The 21,444-nt window shown below is 69.0% G+C and carries 20 protein-coding genes; 17 read left to right on the top strand and 3 right to left on the bottom strand.

Annotated features, from left to right (window positions below; all coding sequences use genetic code 11):
* Positions 1–91: 91 nt before the first annotated feature.
* Both LG396_RS10305 and LG396_RS10300 read left to right on the top strand, forming a co-directional pair.
* On the top strand, positions 92–1,306 hold the full coding sequence (locus LG396_RS10305) for a helix-turn-helix domain-containing protein (RefSeq protein ID WP_225794488.1): 1,215 nt from the start codon (positions 92–94) through the stop codon (positions 1,304–1,306).
* Between the two features lie 69 nt (positions 1,307–1,375).
* Positions 1,376–1,825 carry a hypothetical protein gene (locus tag LG396_RS10300; protein ID WP_225794487.1) on the top strand — a complete coding sequence of 150 codons (450 nt, stop codon included), beginning with the start codon at positions 1,376–1,378 and terminating at the stop codon, positions 1,823–1,825.
* Positions 1,826–2,312: 487 nt separating this feature from the next.
* Here LG396_RS10300 and LG396_RS10295 read toward each other — a convergent pair whose 3' ends face one another.
* Together LG396_RS10295 and LG396_RS10290 are read right to left on the bottom strand one after the other, a co-directional pair.
* Entirely contained in the window at positions 2,313–3,650 is a 1,338-nt protein-coding gene (locus tag LG396_RS10295) for an NsdA family TPR-like regulatory protein (protein ID WP_225794486.1), read from the bottom strand.
* Between the two features lie 15 nt (positions 3,651–3,665).
* The gene (locus LG396_RS10290) at positions 3,666–4,136 is read right to left on the bottom strand and encodes a DNA-processing protein DprA (RefSeq protein ID WP_308190085.1); all 471 of its coding nucleotides are present in this window, start codon (positions 4,134–4,136) and stop codon (positions 3,666–3,668) included.
* 202 nt (positions 4,137–4,338) lie between these two features.
* Here LG396_RS10290 and LG396_RS10285 point away from each other — a divergent pair, with 202 nt between their 5' ends.
* From LG396_RS10285 to LG396_RS10220, 14 genes are all read left to right on the top strand, one after another.
* The gene (locus tag LG396_RS10285; RefSeq protein ID WP_308190088.1) at positions 4,339–5,178 is read left to right on the top strand and encodes an SAM-dependent methyltransferase; all 840 of its coding nucleotides are present in this window, start codon (positions 4,339–4,341) and stop codon (positions 5,176–5,178) included.
* Positions 5,175–5,741, top strand: coding sequence for a hypothetical protein (locus LG396_RS10280; protein WP_225794484.1), 567 nt, complete (start codon positions 5,175–5,177; stop codon positions 5,739–5,741). Before LG396_RS10285 ends, LG396_RS10280 begins: the two co-directional genes overlap by 4 nt.
* 639 nt (positions 5,742–6,380) lie before the next feature.
* Positions 6,381–8,726 (top strand): sensor histidine kinase, encoded by a 2,346-nt coding sequence (locus LG396_RS10275; protein WP_225794483.1) that lies wholly within the window; start codon positions 6,381–6,383, stop codon positions 8,724–8,726.
* Positions 8,723–9,196 (top strand): roadblock/LC7 domain-containing protein, encoded by a 474-nt coding sequence (locus LG396_RS10270; RefSeq protein ID WP_225794482.1) that lies wholly within the window; start codon positions 8,723–8,725, stop codon positions 9,194–9,196. The genes LG396_RS10275 and LG396_RS10270 overlap by 4 nt, the downstream gene beginning before the upstream one ends.
* Positions 9,197–9,204: 8 nt before the next feature.
* Complete coding sequence (locus LG396_RS10265) at positions 9,205–9,543, top strand: DUF742 domain-containing protein (RefSeq protein WP_225794481.1); 339 nt, start codon at positions 9,205–9,207, stop codon at positions 9,541–9,543.
* Complete coding sequence (locus LG396_RS10260; RefSeq protein ID WP_225794480.1) at positions 9,530–10,144, top strand: GTP-binding protein; 615 nt, start codon at positions 9,530–9,532, stop codon at positions 10,142–10,144. The genes LG396_RS10265 and LG396_RS10260 overlap by 14 nt, the downstream gene beginning before the upstream one ends.
* On the top strand, positions 10,141–11,355 hold the full coding sequence (locus tag LG396_RS10255; RefSeq protein WP_225794479.1) for a cytochrome P450: 1,215 nt from the start codon (positions 10,141–10,143) through the stop codon (positions 11,353–11,355). Before LG396_RS10260 ends, LG396_RS10255 begins: the two co-directional genes overlap by 4 nt.
* Before the next feature lie 1,009 nt (positions 11,356–12,364).
* Positions 12,365–12,880, top strand: coding sequence for an HAD family hydrolase (locus LG396_RS10250; protein WP_225794478.1), 516 nt, complete (start codon positions 12,365–12,367; stop codon positions 12,878–12,880).
* A gap of 71 nt (positions 12,881–12,951) precedes the next feature.
* Positions 12,952–13,536 carry an NUDIX domain-containing protein gene (locus LG396_RS10245; RefSeq protein ID WP_308190084.1) on the top strand — a complete coding sequence of 195 codons (585 nt, stop codon included), beginning with the start codon at positions 12,952–12,954 and terminating at the stop codon, positions 13,534–13,536.
* A 920-nt stretch (positions 13,537–14,456) separates the two neighbouring features.
* Positions 14,457–15,431, top strand: coding sequence for a hypothetical protein (locus tag LG396_RS10240; protein ID WP_225794476.1), 975 nt, complete (start codon positions 14,457–14,459; stop codon positions 15,429–15,431).
* Between the two features lie 222 nt (positions 15,432–15,653).
* Complete coding sequence (locus LG396_RS10235; RefSeq protein ID WP_225794475.1) at positions 15,654–16,634, top strand: ATP-grasp domain-containing protein; 981 nt, start codon at positions 15,654–15,656, stop codon at positions 16,632–16,634.
* A gap of 352 nt (positions 16,635–16,986) precedes the next feature.
* Positions 16,987–17,706, top strand: coding sequence for a hypothetical protein (locus LG396_RS10230; RefSeq protein WP_225794474.1), 720 nt, complete (start codon positions 16,987–16,989; stop codon positions 17,704–17,706).
* 379 nt (positions 17,707–18,085) lie between these two features.
* The gene (locus LG396_RS10225) at positions 18,086–18,547 is read left to right on the top strand and encodes a LexA family protein (protein ID WP_225794473.1); all 462 of its coding nucleotides are present in this window, start codon (positions 18,086–18,088) and stop codon (positions 18,545–18,547) included.
* A 482-nt stretch (positions 18,548–19,029) separates the two neighbouring features.
* A complete protein-coding gene (locus LG396_RS10220) occupies positions 19,030–19,374 on the top strand; it encodes a cyclic nucleotide-binding domain-containing protein (RefSeq protein ID WP_225794472.1) in 345 nt (114 codons plus the stop codon).
* Positions 19,375–19,602: 228 nt separating this feature from the next.
* On the opposite strand, the gene LG396_RS10215 is transcribed toward LG396_RS10220, so the two are convergent.
* Complete coding sequence (locus tag LG396_RS10215; RefSeq protein ID WP_225794471.1) at positions 19,603–20,109, bottom strand: hypothetical protein; 507 nt, start codon at positions 20,107–20,109, stop codon at positions 19,603–19,605.
* A gap of 1,105 nt (positions 20,110–21,214) precedes the next feature.
* Here LG396_RS10215 and LG396_RS10210 point away from each other — a divergent pair.
* Positions 21,215–21,412, top strand: coding sequence for a helix-turn-helix transcriptional regulator (locus LG396_RS10210; RefSeq protein ID WP_225794470.1), 198 nt, complete (start codon positions 21,215–21,217; stop codon positions 21,410–21,412).
* The last annotated feature ends 32 nt before the right edge of the window (positions 21,413–21,444 follow it).

The raw sequence follows: 21,444 nt of genomic DNA, 5'->3' as shown, positions 1-21,444 counted from the left end.
ATCTCACGGGTTCGGGCGCCATGGTGCCGGGGAATCAATCCGCCGTCATCCGCTGGTGCCGACGCGAAGCTGGCGGTGGGAGGTGAGGGCCGTGGATGTCCCGGGCCCTGCGATCGGTGAGCTTGTCCGCTACTACCGGCGTAAGAACGGCAACCGCAAGCAGGCGGTGATCGCCGGTCTGTGCGGTATCACCGAGCGCTACCTGTCGCTGATCGAGACCGGGAAGAGGACTCCGTCGACGGATCTCCTGGCCCGGCTCGCTGCTGAACTCGGAGTCCCGGTCTCTGCGCTCCTCGACGAGAGTGTTCCGGCGCCTAGTGACACGGGCCCGGGGACCGCAGGCCCGTCCGTGGCCGCGGCCCTGATGGACTACGGACCGCCACGCAGTAGCCCGGTCCTGTCACCTGCCGTGCTGCGCGAGCGAGTCGAGGACGCATGGCGGTTGTGGCAGGAGAGCCGTGAACGCTTCACCGAGGCGGACAAGGCGTTACCCGAGTTGGTCGCCGACGTGGAGCACGCCGCGCGCGTTCACCGCGCCGGCAACGACGCTGCTGCCCGTCGCGAGGTCCTGCGGACCGCAGCGGACTTGTACGGGCTGCTGCGTTCTTACTGCCGCCGCAACGGCCGGCTCGATCTGGCGCTGATGGTCGCAGACCGGGCCATCCGCGCCGCCCAGGACGCCGACGATCCCATCCGGATCGCGGCAGCTCAGTGGAACCTTGGGCACGTGCTCCTCTCGCGGCCAGGCGCGGCTGATGAGGCGCATGAGGTTGCGCTGCATGCGGCCGAGGAACTCCGGCAGCAACCGGAAACAGACGAGGCAGCGGCTATGCGCGGCGCGCTGGAACTCGTTGCCGTTGTCGCCGATGCCATGCAGCGACGATGGTGGGACGCCCGCCGGCGCCTGGAGGACAAGGCCGCGCCGCTCGCAGACCGGGCTGGTGAAGGCAATCCGATGTGGACCGTCTTCGGCCCCACCAACGTGGGCCTGCATGCCCTGAGCATCGAAATGCTGGCCGGCGAAGCCGCCGATGGCCTGCACCTCGCCGACCAGGTCGACACCTCTGTCATGCCGTCCCGCGAGAGGCGGTTCACCTTCGGCCTTGAGGTCGCCCGCTGCTACGACCTCCGCCGCGAGGACGCCTCCGTGCTGGTACATCTCCTCGACCTGGAGGAACTGGCCCCAGAAGACTTGCAGCGCAGCCTGCTCGCCCGCGACATGATCATCGGTCTGCAGCGGCGCGTACGGCCGACCTACCAGCGCCAGGTGACCGCGCTTGCCGAGCGGCTCGGCTTCCTGCCCTGACCCGAACCGTGAGTTCACCCGAACCAGGAGTTCGGGTCCGTACGTCGGCCTGCTCATACGGTCTGCCCCATGCACAGCCTTCCCAGAGCAGCGGTGACACCGGGACCGGGATGTACAAGCATCGTCGCGGCCGGCGTCGAGTGGGACGCGATCAAGGTGCCGAGATACGCGGGCCTCTTCGCCCTCGGCAAACTGACCCGCCCGGGTGCGGTCGCCGTTGATCCGGCCTCGGCCCCGCCGGTGCTCTACTTCCTCGTCCCTCCGCAGTCCACCGCAGGATGGGACGTACCGAAGACCACGGCGCTCAGCCTCGCGGCACACGTCGTGCTTCCGGCCCTGCATCGCGAGGCACCGCCCGGCCCCTACTGGCTCATCGCCCCCGGCCGCGGCCGGCGGCGCACGACCACAGCGGACCTGCGCCGCGAGCTGCTGTGCGTGATTCAACCGCGCGCCGTCGTCCCCAGCGGGCCGACCGAGCCCCGTCCTCACGAGGGAGGCCGCCTTGAACGAGCGCAGTGAGGTCCCGGGCAGGCCCGCCCTCGCGTTCGTCTACGACCGGAGCGCGGCGCTACCTGATGCCTTCCTCGCAGAACGCCTGGCGCGGTGCCGGCAGCACGCGGTCGAGCGCGGCTGGGCCGTGGCTGGAGAGTGGGTCGACCGCGGGGATTACACGATCTCACCGCAGTTCGAGTGGAGCGCTCCCCCCAGCGCCATCCAGCAGACCGTTGCCTCCGCGGTGTCCCTGGTCGGCGGCTTCAACTGTGTCAACCCGACCGGGTCGATGGCGCGATCTTCCTACGCGCCGCTCATTGGCTCTCGACCACGCTGGAACGCCGCTCTACGACACTTCTGTTGCACCTGTTACGTCACGGTTCGTGACATCAGGATGCCGCCTCCGACCAATGAGGTGCCCTCGCTCCCACTAGGGCAGGCAGGAGTTGGCCCGTACCACGACTGGCCGCGTCCTCTCCCTCGTGGGTCGGGGCGTCGAGCGATTTCAGCAGCTTCAACGTCCGAGGGTTTCGATGATGTGGTCATCGAGGTCTGCGACGAAGTCTTCGCGGCGCCAGGGCCGCAGACGGCGGCGTGCGTGGTGCAGGCGGAGGGTGGGGACTCGGCCGCCGGTGGTCGCTGCCGCGGTTACGCAGTCGTGGAGAAGTTCGGCGGCGGCGTGAGGTTCGTCCATAGTTACTCGAGCGAGGGCTTGGTCGGTGCTGATGATGGTGCGCTGGACTTGTTCGCGTGTCGTGCTCAGCTTGCTGGCGGCTTGGGCGAGTTGGTCGTGGGCGGTTGCCGCGTTCCCCGTGTACAGCTCGCACAGCCCTTCGAAGCCCCGCAGGTGGGAGTCGGTGAAGCTGGTTCGTGCCGGATCGCCGTCGCCGTTGGTGACCAGGTCGTGGTGGGCGAGTTGGAGTGCTCCTTGGGCTGGTCGTTGGTGGCCGGCGCGGGCGGCGAGTTCGGCTTGCAGGGCGTGGGCGCGGGCGCGGATCTTGGGGCTTTCGCCGTTGCTGGCGTCTTGTACGGCCGCGTCGACCAGGTGCTGGGTGGTTTCCAGGCCGGGGGTGGAGTACAGCGTGGTCAGGGCGTGGCTCATGTGGACGGTGGCGCGTCGCCATCGGGGCAGGTGCGCGGCCTGTTGGGTGGCGCGGGTGTAGTGGGCGCGGGACGCGGTGTCGTCGCGTACTTCGAAGGCGAGTCGTCCTGCCAGGGTGTGGGCGGCGACCGCGATGTCGCGCAGGTAGGGCAGCAGAGGCTCGGGGACGTCGAGGGTCAGCAGGCGTCGGCAGGCGTCGACGGTGGGAGCGAGGAGGAGCTGCAGCCGGGTGAAGGGCAGGCCGCCGATGTGGGCGTTGACGTCGCTTACGGCCGCGCGCAGGCCGGCGAGGAGGTCTTCGTCGGCCTGCGTGGGGTTGGCCAGGGCGGCGGTGAGGCGGGTTTCGAGGGCGGGGGAGAGCAGCGCGAGCATGCCGGCGCCGTGCTCGGCGGCCGAGCGCAGGAGGAGCTGACGCAGTTCGGTCAGGGCTTGGGCGCCTTCGCCGAGGTGGGCGAGGGCGTCGAGGAGTTCGGCGAAGTCCGAGCCTGGGCCCAGGGCGAGGTCGCCGGTGGGAGTGCGGGCGTACAGGTGGCCGAGCAGCAGTTGGTACCGGTCGTCGGGCCGGGTGGGGCGGGTGCTCTCCCAGCGGGCGACCGACCGCTGCACGCTGGCGATCGACGGCAGCGACATGTTCGCCTGACCGCACTGTTCGGCGAGGTCGCGCAGCGCTCTGGCGGTGCCGGCCAGGGACAGCCCTCTTCGGCGCCGCAGGGCCTTGAGCATCGCCGCGCCGCGGGCCGTGTCGTTCATGGTCCTATCGTGCCCTTAAACGGGCACGATCAGGCGCGGTTTGCCCAGCTCGGCGGTGTAATCCAGGGTCTGCCACGTGCCCGACCCGGCGCCGCCGGCGTGCGGGAAGCCGATCGTCATCCCGCTGCGGTCGACCATGTACCGGTTTCGGGTGTGATACGCCTCGGTGTTCAGGGCTTCGGCTCGCAGCTCGATGATCTGCGCGATCCGCGCTTGATGGCGGTCGAGTGCGGAGCGGGCCTCGACGGGTTGCTGGTCGAGCGTACCCGGCACCACCACGACGAGCTGAACCGCCGTGTTCTCGGCCAGCCACGTGAGGGCAAGGGTGTCGATCCCCTTGGCTCCGCCCAGGTAGAAGACGCTTGCCTCGTGGGCGGCGAAGGGGGCGAGGTAGGCGCCGAAGAGGCCCGCGAAGTCGCTGTGCCGGCGATGCCGCGTCGCCCGGGTGCCCGTAATGGTCACCGCCCGGTTCACCATCTCGTCCATGATCAACTTCGTGTCATAGGTTGTCATATCCCATCGCGCCGTCCGGACCGAGATGCTCGCGGCGTGGACCTCGACGATCTCACACCTGTCCGCCGGCCAGCGTTTGCGCCGTCATGGAGCGCGCCCGGCTTCTCCGCGCAGAACGGCTGCAGCGCCGCTGTCACCCTGCGCGCTGGCCGACTGTCTGAATGGGGCGATTCCGGTGAGTGAAGGTCGTTCTCCTGCTGAGCAAGTCGGGCCCATCGACATAGGCCGGGCACATCCGGCACGGGTGTACGACTACTTGCTCTATGGCAAGGACAACTACCCGGTGGACCGTGCCCTTGGGGATGCGGTGATGCGGGAGGCTCGGCAGGCCCGGCCGTCGGCTCTGGCGAACCGCGCCTTTATGCACCGGGCTATCCGCTACCTGGCCGAGGAGGCGGGGATCCGGCAGTTCTTGGACATCGGCACCGGGATCCCCACCGAGCCGAACCTCCATCAGGTGGCTCAGGACGTCGCTCCGGAGTGCCGGGTGGTGTACGTCGACAACGACCCCCTCGTACTCGCCCACGCGCGGGCGCTGATGGCCAGCACTCAGCAGGGCCGAACCGCGTTCATCAGCGCCGACATGCGCGATCCGGAGAGCATCCTGGCCGATCCCGCACTTCGGGACACGCTGGACCTTTCCCGCCCGGTCGCGCTGAGCGCCATCGCCGTGCTGCACTTCGTGAGCGACCTCACCGCGGCTCGGAAGATCCTGGCAACGCTGACAGACGCGCTGGCGCCGGGCAGCCACCTCGTGGTCTCGCACGCCACGCACGACATCGATCCGAAGAGGGCGAGCGCGGCAGCGTCGGTCTACCAGAAGTCCAACGCGACCGGGTGGGTGACGACCCGCACACACGCCGAGATCGCGACCTTGTTCGATGGATGTGAACTGGTGCCGCCGGGCGTGGTGCGGGTGGATGCGTGGCGCCCCGACGGGCTGGTGGAGGTCGGCTGCAAGGGGCGGGCATGGGTCTACGGCGGCGTCGGCCGCCTCAAAGGGGCGGCGGCATGAGCGTCGAGCCCTCCGGGACGCGGTGGCGAGCGGCGGATGATCTGGCCGTTGCCGTGGGCGAGATGCCGCGTGTGGCGGTGATCGGGAACACCTTGCGCCGCCTGGCGGTGCCCCGCACGGTGGCGCCGGGGGAGCACGTCGTGCGCGGGTATGCGCAGGAGTTGCTTGGTCACCTGATCGTTCTGGTGCAGTGCCGTCCAGCACGCCGGGATGAGGAGGAGTGGGACGACCTGATCGGCGAAGGGCTTCACCTGCTGCTGGGGGCATTCTCCTTCGCCGATCTCTCCGCTGACCATGCGTGGGAGCGCACCCGCCGCCTTGGGGTCGTCACCGAGCGGCTCTTGGTGCTCTGGTGCCGGCGGGGGAGCGGCGGCCCGTACGTCATCGAGGCCGAGTCCGACGGCACCGATTACTGCGTCATCGATGAGGCCGGCTCCTACGCACACCGAGCAGGTGGCGACCCGCAGGCGGCTCGGCACCTGCCGATCGCTCGGGCCCACCGGCTAGCCGAAGACCTCAACACGCAAGCCGTCAGACAGGTGCCCCGGCCGACCACCGGCTGAAGCGCCCTACCCCTGACCTCTGTTCAGATCCGAGCCCACGACTCTGAGGCCCCATCACCCATGCCGCCCTTTTTCTATTTCTTTCGGAGTTTTTGTCACGTGGAACCGTGTGGGGTACCCGCCCCGGCGAGCGGCCAGGACCGCGCCGCCTTCGGTGGTCAGGCCCATCCGATCACTCCTGCGCCATCTGCGCCGGTCGGGCCGGTCGGCATGATGCCGCTGCCGGGGCCGGTTGTGCCGGCCTTCTTGATCATGGCTGGGTTCGCTGGGGGCGCGGTGAACGGCGCGCGGAGTCGGTCAGAACGGTCACACGCAGGCGCGGAAGGCCCGCCGATGGCAGGTCGGCGGACGGGAGTGTCGGCCAGGCGGTGCCCGGCGAGTTGCGAGCTGATCCGGCAGCCGGCGACGGGCCGGGTCCGGCGCTGGTTCCGCCTGGTGGCCTGGGCTGCATGCCGTGGTTCGGCGGCGCGCCGGTCGTGGTCGTCGGGCGTTCGGCCGGCGAGCCGAGAGCCTGGCGGCGGCTGGCGGAGGCTCCCGACCGTCGTGTTTGCCGCGCTGACGGCCCCTGCGAGCACGGCGACTGCTCGCCGGACTGCTGCTGTCCGATCCGCTGACGATCAACCCCGGGGCTGAGGAGCCATGACGACGAGACCTGCTGTTGAGCCTCGCACGCACCGCCGTCGGCGGCGCGCGCCGGTGTTGACCGTGCGGTTCCGGCTTGTTGCGGTCGCGGTGCTTGCGATCACCGGGTTGGTGGGCTTCGTGCTGCTCAGTGCGGTGCCGGACTGGCAGCGGCATGTGGAGCTGCGCAACGACACCCGCACCGGTGATCTGGGCGGCAAGGCCAGCCTGCCGCTGTTCATCGGGGCGCAGCAGGAACGGAAGGTCACTGCGGCGTATCTGGCCGATCCCAGCCCGAGCACCGCGCTGAAGAAGACGCTGGCGCAGGTGCGGCAGAAGACGGACGAGGGCCTGGCGTCGTTCCGCCGGCTGTCGGGCAGCGACCTCGAACACGAGCACCGGAGCAAGTGGGAGTACGTCGAGCGGATCTACGCCGAGGCTGAGCGCTTGGAGGAGGTGCGTCGGCAGGTCGACGCCCGCCAGGGGCCGATCGCGGAGAGGACCGGCTACTACACGGATCTGCTCGCCACCATGATCGAGTTCTATCAGGCGCTCAGCCAGATGGACGACGCCGCGCTGAATCTGCAGACCCGGCCGCTGGTGGGCTTGTTCTGGGCGTCGGAGGGTTTGGCGCAGCAGGACATGCTGATCGCTCAGGCCCGTGCCGAGGGGCGGATGAGCGCCCGGCTGCGGGTGGCGTTCGCCGAGGCGTACGGCACGCAGGAGGTGATGTACCGGCGGTGGATCGCCCCGTCCCTGCCGCCCGACGACAAGGCCGCCTACCGCAGGATCACCGGCAGCGGCGCCTGGCAGGCCAAGGAGCGTATCGAGCAGGCGCTGATCAGCGCGTCCGCGAGCGCGCCGAGTGGGGCGGTGGAGGACCTGCCGGCCGAGCTGGACGAGTGGGACGCCGCCTACGGGACGGTCGCACAGCAGATCGCCGAGCTGAACGCCGCACGTACCCAGGGGCTGCTGGACGCCGGGTACCAGCGGGCGGATGAGGTGCGCGCCGGGGTGATGTGGAAGGTCGGCGGCAGCCTTGCCGTGGCCGTCCTCATCGGAGCGCTGATCATCGGGCTGGTGCGCACCGTCATCCGCCGCAGCCGGCAGGTGAGCGCTGAGGCGCTGGAGGTGGCCGAGGTGCGGCTGCCGAAGGTGGTCGAGGACCTGCAGCACGGCCACCGTGCGGATGTCTCCTGGCTGCCGGCCGAGCGCGGTGTTCGCGATGAGTTCGACCAGCTCCACAACGCCGTCGCCGCCCTGGCGGCCGGCGCCGTTGACTCTGCTGGCACGGTTCATGAGGAGCGTCGCGGTGTGGCCCGGTTCGCCAGTGGCCTGGCTTACCGCGCGTTGGCGATCATCATCGGGCAATCAGTGCCGCAGATGGACGAGTTGCAGCGCCGCTTCGGCAACGACGACGGCGCGGTGCAGGCTCTCTTCGAGCTGGATCACCAGGTGGCGAGGATCCGCCGACTGCAGGAGAACGTGCTGATCCTGTCCGACTCCGACCACGCGTTCAGCCTGCCCGACGACCATCCGGTGCACATCGCGAACGTGATGGTCAACGCCCGCGGAGAGTCGGACGACCTGAAACGGGTGCAGCCGGAATTCGGCGCCGCCTGCTGGATCGCGGGGCACTCTGCGGGAGCGCTGACGCACCTGCTCGCCGAGCTGATCGACAACGCCGTGCGCTTCACCCAGATGGAGGTCACCGTCCGCGCCTTGCCGGTGACCTCGGGTGTGGCCGTCGAGGTCGAAGACCGCGGCGGCCGGATGGACCCGCAATTTCTTGAGCAGCTCAACGCCAGGCTGAGGCGGCCGGCTGTCTTCGCCGAGCTGGGCGATCAGCAGCTCGGGTTGTTCGTGGTCGGCAAGCTCGCGGACCGCCTGGGCGTCCAGGTGGCCCTGCGGGAATCGGTCTACGGCGGCCTGGCCGCGGTCGTGCTGGTGCCCCCCACCTTGCTCGTGCCCGAACCGCCCGACGAGGACTCCCAGCCGCACTACGAAACCAAAGCCCCGAACCCTGTGCCCTTGGCGCCGCCTTCTGAGCCGGCGACGGCGCCGCTGCGGACGGCCGGCGGGCTGCAGATCCGCCGGGCCCGCCCGGCCGAGCCGGCAGCAGCCGGCCCGGCCGGCGCGGTGGGGGAGGTGGTGCACGGGCTGCCGCGGCGGGTGCGCGGCGCGAACCTGGCCCACCCCCTGCGCGACGACCTTCCCCCGGGGCGCTCCGGTCGTCCCGGGCGGCGCACGCGCGGCCCGGCCCCGACCGATCAGCGCAGCCCGCAGGAGATCGCCGCGGACTTCAGCGCCTTCAACCCGACCATCGATTTCACCCCTTCCCCTGATGGAGCCGACCACCGATGACCCCCGACAACGACACCACCGTCACCTCCGTGGGCGCCCCGGGCCGTCTGCAGCACCAGTCCAACGCCATCGCCGTCGCCGACCCGGGCAGGGCCAGTGCATTCGACAACCTGCGCAACAACGCCGCCGCGGTTCCCGGGGTGTTCGCGATCGTGCTGCTGTCCGGCGACGGCCTGGCCGCGTGCGCCTACGGCCTGGAGATGGACGACGCGCAGACGGGCGCCGCGGCCTGCTCGGGGATCCTCAGCCTGGGCGAGAGTCTGTCCGCCCTGGTCGACGGCGGTGCCGTCCTGCACAACGTGGTGAGCCTGGAGCGCGGGCACGCTGCCGTCGCCACCTCCTGCGGAGACGGCAGCAGCCTGATCGCCTACGTGCACCAGGGAGCGAACATCGGCGTGGCGATCGGCGAGATCATCCGGATCGCCCGCGCCTTCGGCAGCCAGATGGCCACGGCCCCGCGCAGGTCATGATCCACGGCGTGTCAGCGGCGGGCGCCTCCCGGCCGTACGCCCTGGCAGCCGGCCGCGCCAGCGGGGCCGGGTTGTCGATGCACACGCTCATCACCGCCCGGCCCGCACCCGTGGCCATCGAGGCCACCCCCGCGGAGTGGCAGACGGTGCTGCGCTGGTGCGCCGGCCCCGGCGTCGCGGTCGCCGAGATCGCCGCCCGGCTGGGCATGTGCCTGGCACCGACGCGCGCGCTGCTGGCCGAACTGCTCGCCTGCGGCCTGGTCACCTGCCAGGAGCCTGTGTCGGCCGACCAGTTAGCGGACATCGAAATTCTCAGGAGGGTACGCCGTGGCCTTGAGGCCATCTGACACCGCCCGGCGCGGCGGCACCGCCGTCACCGGCCAGGTCAAGGTCCTGGTCGCTGGCGGGTTCGGCGTCGGCAAAACCACGTTCGTCGGCGCGGTCAGCGAGATCAAACCGCTGCGCACCGAAGAACGCCTGTCCAACATCGGCGCCGGCATCGACGACCTGAAGGGTGTGCCGGACAAGACGGCCACCACGGTGGCGATGGACTTCGGCCGCATCACCCTCGCTCGGGACATGGTGATGTTGTTCGGCACCCCCGGCCAGGAACGTTTCTGGTTCATGTGGGACGACCTGCTCGCCGGCGCACGCGGCGCCGTCGTCCTGGTCGACGTCCGCCGCCTGGACCGCTCGTTCGCTGCGGTGGACTACTTCGAGGACCGGGGCCTGCCCTTCGTCGTCGCCGCCAACGCCTTCCACGGCCAGCAGCCCTTCACCCCCACTCAGCTCGCCGACGCCCTGCGCATCGACCCGCGCACCACCCCGGTTCTGACCGTCGACGCCCGGGAGAAGACCGCGGTCCGCGACGTGCTCTTGAAGCTGCTGGACCACCTCATCCTCCAGGCCGACACCCCGACCGTGAACCATGGACAGGAGACGCGATGACCTCCGCGACCCGCGCGCAGTCCAGCCTCGACCTGTTCTGCGACGACCAGCTGACCAATCCCTACCCCGGCTACGCCCGCCTCCGCGCACAGGGGCCCGCGGTGTGGATGGCCCGCCACCAGATCTGGGCCATCACCCGCCACGAACCGGTCAAAGCGGTGCTGGCCGACCCCACAACCTTCTCCAGCCACAACGGCGTCGCACTCACCAAGCAGGCCAACGAAGCGGCCCTGGCCGGCACGGTGCTGGGCACCGACGGCCCCCAGCACCGCCGCCTGCGCAAGCCGCTGTCCCGCCAACTGCGCCCCGACGCCGTGCGCAGGCTGCGTGCCTCGATCGACGAGCGCGCCGCCGCCCTGGTCGAGGACCACCTCGCCCAGCACAGCCCCGACACCCCCGCCGGCATCTTCGACGCCGCGGCGCTGGCCGGGAACCTCGTCGCCGACACCGTCATGGACCTGATGGGCCTGCCGCAGGACACTCGCGACAAGCTGCTCTCCACCGCCCGGGCCATGTTCGACCTCTTCGGCCCCGACAACCAGCGGTGGAAGACCGCGATGCCGATCGCCGCCGCGATGATCGAGTTCCTCAAGGACGCGGTCAGCCGGGAGACCGTACGGCCCAACTCCTGGATGCACGCCCTGTACAGGGCCGCCGACCGGGGCGAGATAGACGAAGGCGACGTGGTGCCGCTGATGCTCGCCTACACCACGGCCAGCATGGACACCACCATCTACGGACTGTCCACCACCCTGCATCTTCTGGCCGCCCACCCCAAGCAGTGGACGGCTTTCCGAGGCGGGCTCGTCACCGCCGACAGGGTCTTCCGTGAAGCCCTGCGCTTCGACGCCCCGGTCCAGGGCTTCGGCCGGCGCGTCACCCGCAACACCCGCCTCGACGGTGTCGACCTCGCCGCCGGCGACCAGATATGGGTCCTCTACGGCTCCGCGAACCGCGACGAACGCAGCTGGGGGGCTCGCGCCGATGACTTCATCGTCCGCCGCAAGTACACCGCCGACCACCTCGCCTTCGGCCACGGCGTCCACGGCTGCGCCGGTAACCACCTCGCCGAACAGCAGGCGATCAGCCTGCTCAACGCCGTGGCCGCCCGCTGCAAGGCCCTCGAACCCGCCGGCGAGCCGCAACGCGCCCTGAACAACACCCTGCGCGGCATGTCCCGCGTACCGATCAAGTTCACCCTCGCCCCCTGACCCCCCTCCCAGTCGTCCAGCCCGAGCCGACCCACCACACACCCAGGAGCAGGGCCGAAGCGTGAACCGACTACCCGCCGCGATGAGCCCGCGCACACCCGCGGGCACCACCGCCGTGGAGGCGGCGGCGCCCAACAGGCCCACCGTGCCCGGCCACACCGCCCTTACCTCCGCTCGCACGACGGCACCGGCCACCGCCCGGCTCCACCACGAGACCTCCGCCCCCGAACCCCCCGTAGGGGGCGGACCGGCCCGCCACGCGGGCCACCGCGCTGCTCCGGAAAGGACGTCCACCCCCGTCGTCCTCCGGAGCAGCGCGGCCACTACCCCTTCCGGGGCTGTCACTGCCACACCGCCGCCCGTCCCCCATCCACCATGGCCGGCCACGGAAAGGGACGTGACGTACCACGCGGATGCAGGTCGGCGGCCCGATGACGGGCTGCCCTGTGCGGGGAGCGCCGATGAACTGCAGGGGCGCTGGCCACGCCCGGCAGGCGACGGGGCCCGCACACCGGGGCTGCACGCGACCCCGCGCATCAGACCCACGACCCCCTTCTCGCCTGCGGCCCCGTTGAGGCGGGAAGGGAGGGGTGGGGCACCGGACGGCGGTGCCCCACCCCACAAGCCCGGCGATCGGCTGCCCAGAGCAGCACCCGCCGCGGCAAGCTTCCCGTTCCTCCCGCGGGACACCCGACTCAGTCGGTCCGCCGGGCCCGGGAGGCAGCCCGCAGCCTGCGCCTCTGCCTGCGTTTCCACTCCCTGGCCAGGAGGCACGGCGTCCCAGGGCGCCACGCGCAGAAGACCGATTCCAGCTGCCGGGAAGATCCTTGCGATAGCCAGCGACTTCGCCGGCACCGTTTCGTTCCAGGAGAAGAGATGCCGCCCCACGGGACAGTTCCTCGTGCGGTTTCTCCTCGATTCCGGTATCCGCGTTCCCGACCCGAAAGCATTTGTCCATCTCTTTGATCTATCACGGGATTCGTGGTACGCAGAATCCCTCCCGGATTCCATGGAGATGCTGCTGCGTGTCGTCGCTGAAGCGCAGGGAGTCGAGCTTCCCGCCGAACTGGTCTCATTACTAGACCGGATGTGGTCCCGTGTCGGTGACCACCCTGTTCCCCGGGAAAATATCGAGGCCCTTCACGCTTTTCACGCACACGGCCTGCGCAATGTGATCGCCACGAACTCCTGCCGTCCGGTCGGGCGTCGCGAGGAGACCATGCGGCGACTCGGCCTGGACTTCGTCAAGGTGGTCTCATCCGCGGAGGAAGGCGTTGCGAAGCCGCATCCTCTTTTCTACGATGCGGTGATCCTTGCTGCCGGGGTGGAGCCGCACGAGATTGTGTTCGTCGGTGATAACCGGCGCAACGATGTGAGCGGCCCCCGTTTCGCCGGGATGAGAACCGCCTTCGTCGACCGTCGCCGTGACAAGGGACTCCCCCCGGAACGCGAGGCCGACGGCACACTGGTTCTCTCGCACTTCTCCCAGTTCAAAGTGGAACACCTCGATTACTGGGAGGGCTAGCTGCCGCTGGCGGGGTCCTATGCCCGACCATGGCAGCCGCCATCGCTGGGAATCGGTAACCCGCCCACCGCATGTGCTGCCACGTGCGGCACCGTATGACCATCTGTCGACGATTTCTCTGGAGAACCGTGCCCGCTCCGCTCCCCAATCCACCTGCTGAATCGAGCCGTGAATGGCCCTGTTGGGCCCTTGGTTCGCAGGCGCTGCTGCGTGATACGCGTGGACGTGTGGCATTGTTCAAACCCGCCTACCGGAACAGGGACGGGGGTTTACTCCTGTCCGGCGGCGCTGTTGAAGAGGGTGAAGACCCTTACGGTGCTCTGAGGCGCGAGGTGTCCGAGGAGCTAGGACTGGAGCGGGCACCCATACGTCTGCTGGTGACGGAGTGGGCGGATGCGGATCCGAAACGGGAGAAGCCCGCCGGCATCAATCTCGTCTACGACGTGGACGTCCTCGCCCCCGGAGAATGGGAGAGCGTTCGTCTGGCTCCTGAACTGTCCGGCAAGTTTCTGGTGCGGCCGGAAGCTCTCAACCTCCATGTCGCCCCGCTGACGGAACGACGTATCAGGGCGGCCTTACAAGCCCTCGACGCAGGTCACGTGGAACTTCCCCCGATGAGGTATGCGCCGCTTTCGCCGCGCACGAGGAAGAAGTGAGGAGAACAACCGGATCCGCCATGGACCGATATTCGATCACCAACCACCTGGGCGGAGGCAGGGTCGGAGCCAGCGTGCAGGCAGGCAGTATCAACGGCGGTGTGAACGTGCACACCCCGCCACTTCCGGCGCTTCCCGTGCCGCGGCAGTTGCCGGCCGTCTCGGCGGCGTTCGTCGACCGCGAGGCCGAACTGGCCGATGCCGGCAGATGGCTTGCCGACCAGCCGGAAGACGCGCTGCAACTGCCGCCCCTCCACGGGCCTGGAGGGGCGGGCAAGACATCCTTTGCGACGAGGCTGCTCCACCACGTCAGCGACCGCTTCCCCGGCGGGCACTTCTTCGCCGACCTCCACGGACGCCTCCCGCACGGCGACCCTCCGGTGCCCACGGCGCAGATCCTCGGCAGTCTGACGCGCGCCGTGTGGCAGGGTCCGCTGCCCGCAGATACCGGGGAGTTGTCGAACTGGTGGCGTTCGCTGACCGTCTCGCGCGAGCTGGACTGCCCAGGCTGCAGGCCCTTTCGCGGCCCGCGTCGGGGTCGTCGCTGCCGGTCGCGCTGCCCTCGGCCCCGGCGCAACAGGCGGCGGGGCCGTGCGACGTGTACAGCCCTTCGGACCGTGCCCCCGCGTAAACCCCATCTGACCCGTACGACCTCGTTTTTGCTGATCACGCTGAGAAACCAGGACATGAACCCCTTGCCATCTGCTACCGATCGCACCGCAACCGACACCGCCGCGGCCGACGCACCGCCCGCCCCCACTCCTCCGCCACCCGCACATTCCCCCGAGCCTCCCGCCGGCCGCTCGTCCACAACTGGACCTGAGAGCACCCCGGGGGTAGGTGACGCGGCGCGGGCCCCATCAGGCGGTGCGCAGCAGCCTGCGGTGTTCACCGTCGACCGGGTGAGCCCGGGGCGGGCCGTGGCAGATGCGTGTGGACTGCTGCTGATTGTCCTTGCGGCGGTCTGCGTGGGGTCGGTCTACGCCTTCGCCGACCTGTGCGGCGTGTACCAGGCACCGCACGAGGATGCGGTCATGCTCGTCTCCTCCGTGCTCGCCGCCACCGCGGTGCTGCTGTGGCTGTCCTGGTTGCTGATCGAGCGGGGCGCGGCGCGGTGGGTGTGCCTGGTGGCCGTGGTGGCCGGGGTGCTGGCCGTGGTGGCGAAGGTCCCCGAGCCCTGGCAGACGACCGGGCAGGTGTCGGGGACCCTCGGCGAGGTCGTCTTCCATACGGTCTTGGGCTGGCTGGTGCTGGAGGTCTGCCGCCGGCACGGCATATCCGCGACCCGGCTGGGCCTGCTGCCGCAGCCGGGCGGTGTCACCGACCAGGCGCGTATCCGGGAAACGGTGCTGCTGATGACGGTTGCGGTGGTCTGCTTTCTCACCATGGACCTGATCGGCTGGTTGAGGGCGAACCTGGCGTCGTATGGGTCGCTGCCGCTTCCCCCGCCCGGCGATGCTGTCGTCTTCGACTCCTGGGAGGTCTTCCCGGCTGTCTTCGGCGCCGTGGTCCTGGAGGACGTCCTGCTCGTCGGCGCCGTGGCCGCACTGCTGCACATCGCCCGCCGACCCGCCTGGATGATCTACACCACCATCACGGTCATCGAAGTGGCCTTCCACCTGCACTACGGCCTGGCCGCCTTGGCGTTCGTGCCCTACGCGCTGCTGCGTACCTGGCTCTTCCTGCGCTACGGACGCCTGCTGCCGCTGCTCCTTGGCCACGCCATCGCCGACGCGGCCGTTCTGCTCTGTGCACCGCCGACGGCCGCCCTCGCCAAGATCGTTCTCCCGCTGGCGCTGATCGCGAACTTGTGGCGGCTCCTCCACCAAGGCGACCAGAATCCGGCACCCGCCGACGCTGGTTCCCACGCCGCTACCGGGCCCGTGGGCCGGTAGCGCGAGCACCCGAACCGGCGCGCCGGCCGACACCGCCGGGCCCGGACCGAGGCGCTCACGCAGAGCCCCGCCTCCCCCTCGTGCGCCTGGGGGAGGCGGGCACCAGCTCCCGCCGCTCGCCCGGGGACGTGTGTAGCGGCCTTCGGACGGCGGGCGGCGGGAAACCCCCTCCTCCTCGCCCTTCGGCAAACGACTACGCACCCCCTCTTCATCGGAGCAGTCATGACTTCCCGGATTCTGGTGACCGGCGTCGCCACGCCCCCCGGGCTCGCCCTGGCCAGGGCCTTGCTACCGCAAGCCGACGTCATCGCCGCGGACGCCGACCCCCACGCACCCGGTCTGCACATCCCCGGCGTCACCGCCCACCAGCTCCCCGCCGCCGCGGACAAGAAGCGCTACACCGAGGAACTGCTGCGCCTGTGCAGCCTCGAACAGCCGCACGCACTGATCCCCACCACCGCGCAGGAACTGCCGCTCCTCGGCCGCCTGGCCGGCCGGCTGCAGAGCATGGGCGTACGCACCTGGCTGCCGAGCACACGCACCGCCGAAGCCTGCCTGGACCACCGCCTCCTCTACACCCTCCTGGCCGACCGCGACGTACCCACGCCACGATGGTGGCCAGCGGAGCGCACCGCAGACATCCCCCACGGCGTCGAGGTCGAGGTCGTGTCCACCAGCGACCACACGAAGCCCATCTTCGCCCCGATTCCCTGCCACTCCCGGGAACAGGCCCGCATGCTGTGCGCCCTGCTGGAACCCGCCGCCATCCAAGAACGCCTCCACGGCGCCGAGTTCACCGCGGACTGCCTCGTCGACAACCACGGCCAGGCATCGGTGATCCTGCGCCACCGCCACGCGATCCAAGGCGGCGTGTCCATGGTCACCTCCACCTTCCACGACCCACGTGCCGCCGCCGTGGTCGAGCAGGCCCTGGAGGCCGCCGGCATCCGCGGCCCGGCCTGCGTCCGCGGCGTCATCCGCACTGCCCCACGCCCCGCCGTGGTCATCACCGGCATCGATGCCCACATCTGCGGGTTCGCGTGCGCCACAGCGGCCGGCGCGGACTACCTCGGGCAGTTCATGGGCGGCCTGTTCGGCCGGCCCGTCGACCACGGCCGACTGCGCTATGCGCCCCACGTCCGCCTGGCCCAGCACCATGCGCTGCTCAGCGTCCACGGCGCCCCCGCCCGCACCTGGAACTAGAAGAGGAGCCGAACGCGGTGACCGGCAACGACCACGAGCGAGAACACCGCCTACAGCGGCTCGCCATCGGGCTCCTGGCCCTCACCACGGTGCTCAGCGCATCAACCAACCCGCTCGTGCTCTCGCTGCTGCTGTAGCTGCGGACTCAACACCCGGGGCCACCCGTCCGTGGGGGACAGGCGACCCCGGGCCCAGCCGGGTTCCCCAGCGGCAACAACCCCGCCCGCGAAGGAAACCGGCCCTGCGGGGTGGATCACCGTGAACAGGACACGGGCACGGTGATCCACCCCCCTCCCCCCGAACTGCCAGATAAACGGGCCTCCCGCCCCTCCGCCCGCCAGGAGAAATGCACATGAAATCCGTCCCTGTTTCGGAAGCCCCCTTCTTCGTGCCCACATTGATCCACGATGACATCGAGTGGCTGACTGAGCACACCGACATCGAGCCCCGGATTGAACGGCCCACTAAACAGACCCTGCGTGTCATCCATGAGGGCAAGCGTCTGCGTCTGGAGCTGAACTACCGCCGCAACTACGAAGGAAGATGGCGGCTGTGCGTCTCACCTCTTTTCCAGGACGGCGAACAGCGCGAGAAAGCCAACGGATGGGAAGACTACGCCCGAATCTTCAACAGGATCGAGCACGGGAAGAAACCCGAACTCCTGGAGCTCGATCCGCTCCCCCCAGAGCACAAGCTGCCGTTGTCCGTGCGAAAGGACCTTGCCGTATTCCGCGACGGGATGAGGGAGCACGGAGGCGACGTCACCGTCGGACTGCACGGACTGAGGTACGTCATCTGCTACAGCGCCCCCAACGGAGCACGCTGGTACCAGCACCACGTTCGCCGCGGCGCGATATACACCTCCCACATGTCGCAGATCTACAGCAGCGACGGCAACGACATCACCCGCGAAGTCATCGAAGGCACGGCACAGGCCGAGTTCAAGAAGCTCGCCGCCCGTTTCGTCGGCAACCAGATGCCATCGAAGATGTCATCGCCCAGCCGCACACCTGAATCCTTCGGCGCGTCCAACTCCGTAGCAGCGCGCAAACACAGCGTCATCCGAGTCTGAGCGCAAGCCCAATAACCGAAGTGACGAACAAGCCGCGCCAGTCGTGGAGACCAACCCCTTCAGCAATCACCCAACACCCCGACCCCATGGAGAGGCATTCCCCATGTCAACCCCCACGCACCGTCAGGACGCCCTGGAGCGCGTCTACATTTACCCGCCCGAGCCACCATGCCCGCGTTCGACACCGACGCAGCGGCCTGGGACTGGCTGGAAGCCCACCGCTTCAACCTGACGCCTGCCGCCCTCCCCACCCGAAATGCAAGGGCTTGCCCGCAATCAAAAATCCCCTTCCGCTGCCCCGGGACGTGTCGCGCGGCCTTCGGACGGCGGGCACTCGCAACTGCGACGACCCCGATTAATCACGTGAGGAACCATTCCAATGACACGCCCGACCAAACAATGCGGCAACGACACCGACCACAAGCTCACCCCGAGGCAACAGGCGATCCTCGACTATTTCCGTGAATCCCAGGGGGCCGGAAAATGGGCCACCTTGCGTGAGGTCGGCGATGCCGTCGGCCTCAAGTCGACGTCCTCAGTGGCCTATCAGGTCCAACGGCTGTGCGATCTCGGGTATCTTGACCGAGTTCGCAACTCACCGCGCGCTCCATACGGCCTTACTGACGCCCGGACCGGGGAAATGCAGCCGCTGCCGCGACTCGGTCAACCCACCGCTGCGCTCAAGACACTGTTCGAATTCAGTCGCCGATGCGCAGACCTCGGCGCCGTTCCGGAGGCCGTTGAGGAATTCAATCAGGCCAGCCGCAGCCTCATGAAATCCGTATTCACAAGCCTTGCCGCGCAGACGGACGCACCCGCCCAGGAGTCTACCGATGCCTAAATCCTGGATTCCTGCCGCAGCGTCCCACAAACCCTCCTCCGCCTCCACCCTGCGGGCGAAGACCGCCGCGAGGACGAGGGCAAGACCAGTGAATGCCGCCATGAAGGACTGCGGCTTCCACCCCGCGCAGGTGCTCGCCGGACATCGGCCCTGGCCGGCCGGGAGCTTCCTGCAGCACCTCCCCCGCCGACTGTGGCCGACGCTCGTGCAGGAATGGGGCCGCGACGCCCGCACCTTCCAGCACGGCGAGCGGCTGCCGCTCGACCCGGCCCAGCGAACGTGCTTCATCGTCCTGGGCGGCTTGGCCCGGGAAGAGCGCTACCCGATGGGCCCCGGCGGGGGTGTCCTCGCCCGGTTCCGCGGTCCGGGACAGTTCCTCGGCGAGGCCAACCTGATCGACGCCTGGTCGCCGATGCAGGTGTCCTGCGTGGGCACCACCTGGATCATGCCCTGCACCGCAGGCCGCGAACGAGATGATGCGCGTGTACCCGCAGGTGCAGCTCGCGCTGCTGCGGAGCCTGGAGGACCGCAACCGCACAGACGAGAAGATCTACCTCATGACCGGCCGGTCTCCACTCGCCCGCGTGGCCACCCTGCTGACACACCTGGCCGACACCGCCGGCATCAAGACCCCTCCTGCCCCCGACCGGATCACGATCAACGGGCTCCGGCAGAGCGACATCACCCGCACCCTGCAACTCGGCAAATCCACCGTCGAAAACGTCCTGCACCGCCTGCGCGTCGACCACGAGGCGATCGACAGCCGGTATCGGCAACTCGTGGTGATGGATCCCCGTGCCTTGGAGCACATCTCCAGCACCGCGTAGCCGCGGTCGGTATCGCGGTGTTTTGGCAGTCGGCGTCTCGAAGTGCCCGGGGCGGTTGTCTGTGGGGAACAGGCCCTCCGGGGCGCCAGCGGAAATGACCACCGAGATCAGGACAGGGCCGTCATCCAGGTGTTGATCACTCGAGCAGGGCTCCACGTCATTACGCTCCTGGTCCACGGCCAGGGTGATCGCGCAGTGCGTCCTGTTCAAGTAGGCAGGCGGTCGTCCTCACGGTTGCCAATTGCCGATGACGGCGATCCTCCCGGTCTCGGAGTGAGGGCTATAGCTGGCGACGACGCCGATGTCGAGGTCACCGTACTGACCGGAAATTCGGTCGCTGTGGACACTTTCGGTACCCGATGCCGCGCGGGCAGCCTCCCGGAACTGCGCGATCGCGGCAGTGGGCAGACCGAGCTGTTTCAGTATCGATCGGTACGTCTCGACGGTGTCGCCGAGCGGCTTCGTCGCGGTCTTCACGTCGACGTTCACCGGCTCGCCGTCCTCGTCGGCGATCGAGCTGAATGCCAGGTAGCGGGCCGACAGACGAAGGCGCGTACCCTCGGGCAGACGCAGCAGCAGTCGACGCGATGGCCGCGTTTCGTAGATGGCGGTGTCGCTGCCGGAATCGATGCCGATCTGGTCTGCCGTCGGCGGATGGCGTAGATCCCATACCTCGGTGCCGTTACTCTGGGTCGCCGCAGGCGGAAGCTCGGCCGTGTCCGAGTCGTGGTTCACCGTGATCTCGCACCCGGCCGCAACGAGTGCAACGGCCAACACGGCCCCGGTGGCGATTCTTAGTCGGAGCAGCGTCGTGCACCTTTCACTCGACCGGGCGGGCTGACTCTCATGGGTCGGCGCCTGCCTCGCCCGCGGAGGCATCTGTGCGGCGGCTCCGGTGGTCTCAACTCTAGCCTGGAAAGGCGGTTTCGACCGTCTGCACCAGGGACCGCACCGCCTGGGCCCTGCGATCGGGTCCGAAGGTGCCGAATTGGCTCATTCCGACCTTGCCGGCACCGAGGCTCCTCCGACGCGGACTGAGCCGGCCCCGGCAACTCATGGCGACGGCTCACCGTGTCCTGAACCACACCGCCAGCTGTGTCACCCACCCGGACGACGACGTGCGCGAAGCGTGAACTCTCGCCCTCTCACGCCGATTCCGCTGAAAACCACGGCTAGTCCCGCACGGTGGCGGCAGCCGGCGGTTGAAACCCCGGAGAGCGTCATTCTGTGGGGAGATAGTCGAACTCGGGCACCGGCGGGGTGGGGCATCGAGGACAGGACACGGGCACGGTGATACACCCTGCTTCCCGGCTGGTCGATCTGCGCGTGCCGGTTCGCCGACGGCAGACAGGGTGGTGGCGTAGAAGACTGGAACGACGCGGCGAAGCAAGCGAACCTAGAACGGTTCGAAGCAGCGCGACCACACTCTGCTGCTCTCACATGGGAGCTACGAGGGTCGCGGCGCGGGGCAACATAGCCGACGATCGCCGGTTAGCCAAACCGGCGATCGTCACCATCATTGAGGGGTGTTCGCATCCGGCGCACCTTGGCGGTGGAGCCAGGGGCGAACGCCGGGGCAATCGTGCAGTCGAGAGAAGGCGCGGAGTTGCCCAGCCCACGGCACACCCGCCGTGGCCAGCGCATACCGTCAGCAGGCGTTTGACAGTTTCATACGCTACGCGAGGTATTGGCGCTGTCCATGCTGTCCCTCATTCCCCGCAAGGAAACACCTGTCCATGCCTCGAAACGTGACCTATCCCGCGTTGCTCCGAGTTCAGGCGTCAACCCTAGTTGAGGATCACCCTGCTTGCTCGGCCCTCTGGCTTGATGCGAGAGGCCAATGGCAGTAGCAGCCGGAGCCGGTCAGAAGATGACCGTTGATGAGGTCTGCGCCGAGTTGCAGATCGCTCGATCGACTTTCTACGACTGGCGGCAAAAGGGGCGTGGTCCACGCTGCATCCGCCTTCCCAACGGCTCCCTGCGGATACGACGGGGCGATCTCGAAAACTGGCTCACTGATTGTGAGGATCACACCTGACAGCGAGAACATTCAACGTCCGGATATTCAGC

It is taken from the genome of Streptomyces aculeolatus, from assembly GCF_020400605.1.
Classification (GTDB): Bacteria; Actinomycetota; Actinomycetes; order Streptomycetales; family Streptomycetaceae; genus Streptomyces; species Streptomyces aculeolatus.
The sequence above is the reverse complement of the archived record's forward strand: the minus strand, read 5'-3'. Positions and strand labels throughout refer to the sequence as shown.

Bases quoted from the DNA above. Each gene is read 5' to 3' on its own strand.
- LG396_RS10255 (WP_225794479.1), top strand. From the start codon at position 10,141: ATGACCTCCGCGACCCGCGCGCAGTCCAGCCTCGACCTGTTCTGCGAC.
- LG396_RS10250 (WP_225794478.1), top strand. From the start codon at position 12,365: ATGGAGATGCTGCTGCGTGTCGTCGCTGAAGCGCAGGGAGTCGAGCTT.
- LG396_RS10270 (WP_225794482.1), top strand. From the start codon at position 8,723: ATGACCCCCGACAACGACACCACCGTCACCTCCGTGGGCGCCCCGGGC.
- LG396_RS10235 (WP_225794475.1), top strand. From the start codon at position 15,654: ATGACTTCCCGGATTCTGGTGACCGGCGTCGCCACGCCCCCCGGGCTC.
- LG396_RS10290 (WP_308190085.1), bottom strand. From the start codon at position 4,136: ATGGACGAGATGGTGAACCGGGCGGTGACCATTACGGGCACCCGGGCG.
- LG396_RS10300 (WP_225794487.1), top strand. From the start codon at position 1,376: ATGCACAGCCTTCCCAGAGCAGCGGTGACACCGGGACCGGGATGTACA.
- LG396_RS10225 (WP_225794473.1), top strand. From the start codon at position 18,086: ATGACACGCCCGACCAAACAATGCGGCAACGACACCGACCACAAGCTC.
- LG396_RS10295 (WP_225794486.1), bottom strand. From the start codon at position 3,650: ATGAACGACACGGCCCGCGGCGCGGCGATGCTCAAGGCCCTGCGGCGC.
- LG396_RS10210 (WP_225794470.1), top strand. From the start codon at position 21,215: ATGGCAGTAGCAGCCGGAGCCGGTCAGAAGATGACCGTTGATGAGGTC.
- LG396_RS10275 (WP_225794483.1), top strand. From the start codon at position 6,381: ATGACGACGAGACCTGCTGTTGAGCCTCGCACGCACCGCCGTCGGCGG.
- LG396_RS10245 (WP_308190084.1), top strand. From the start codon at position 12,952: ATGTGCTGCCACGTGCGGCACCGTATGACCATCTGTCGACGATTTCTC.
- LG396_RS10230 (WP_225794474.1), top strand. From the start codon at position 16,987: ATGAAATCCGTCCCTGTTTCGGAAGCCCCCTTCTTCGTGCCCACATTG.
- LG396_RS10280 (WP_225794484.1), top strand. From the start codon at position 5,175: ATGAGCGTCGAGCCCTCCGGGACGCGGTGGCGAGCGGCGGATGATCTG.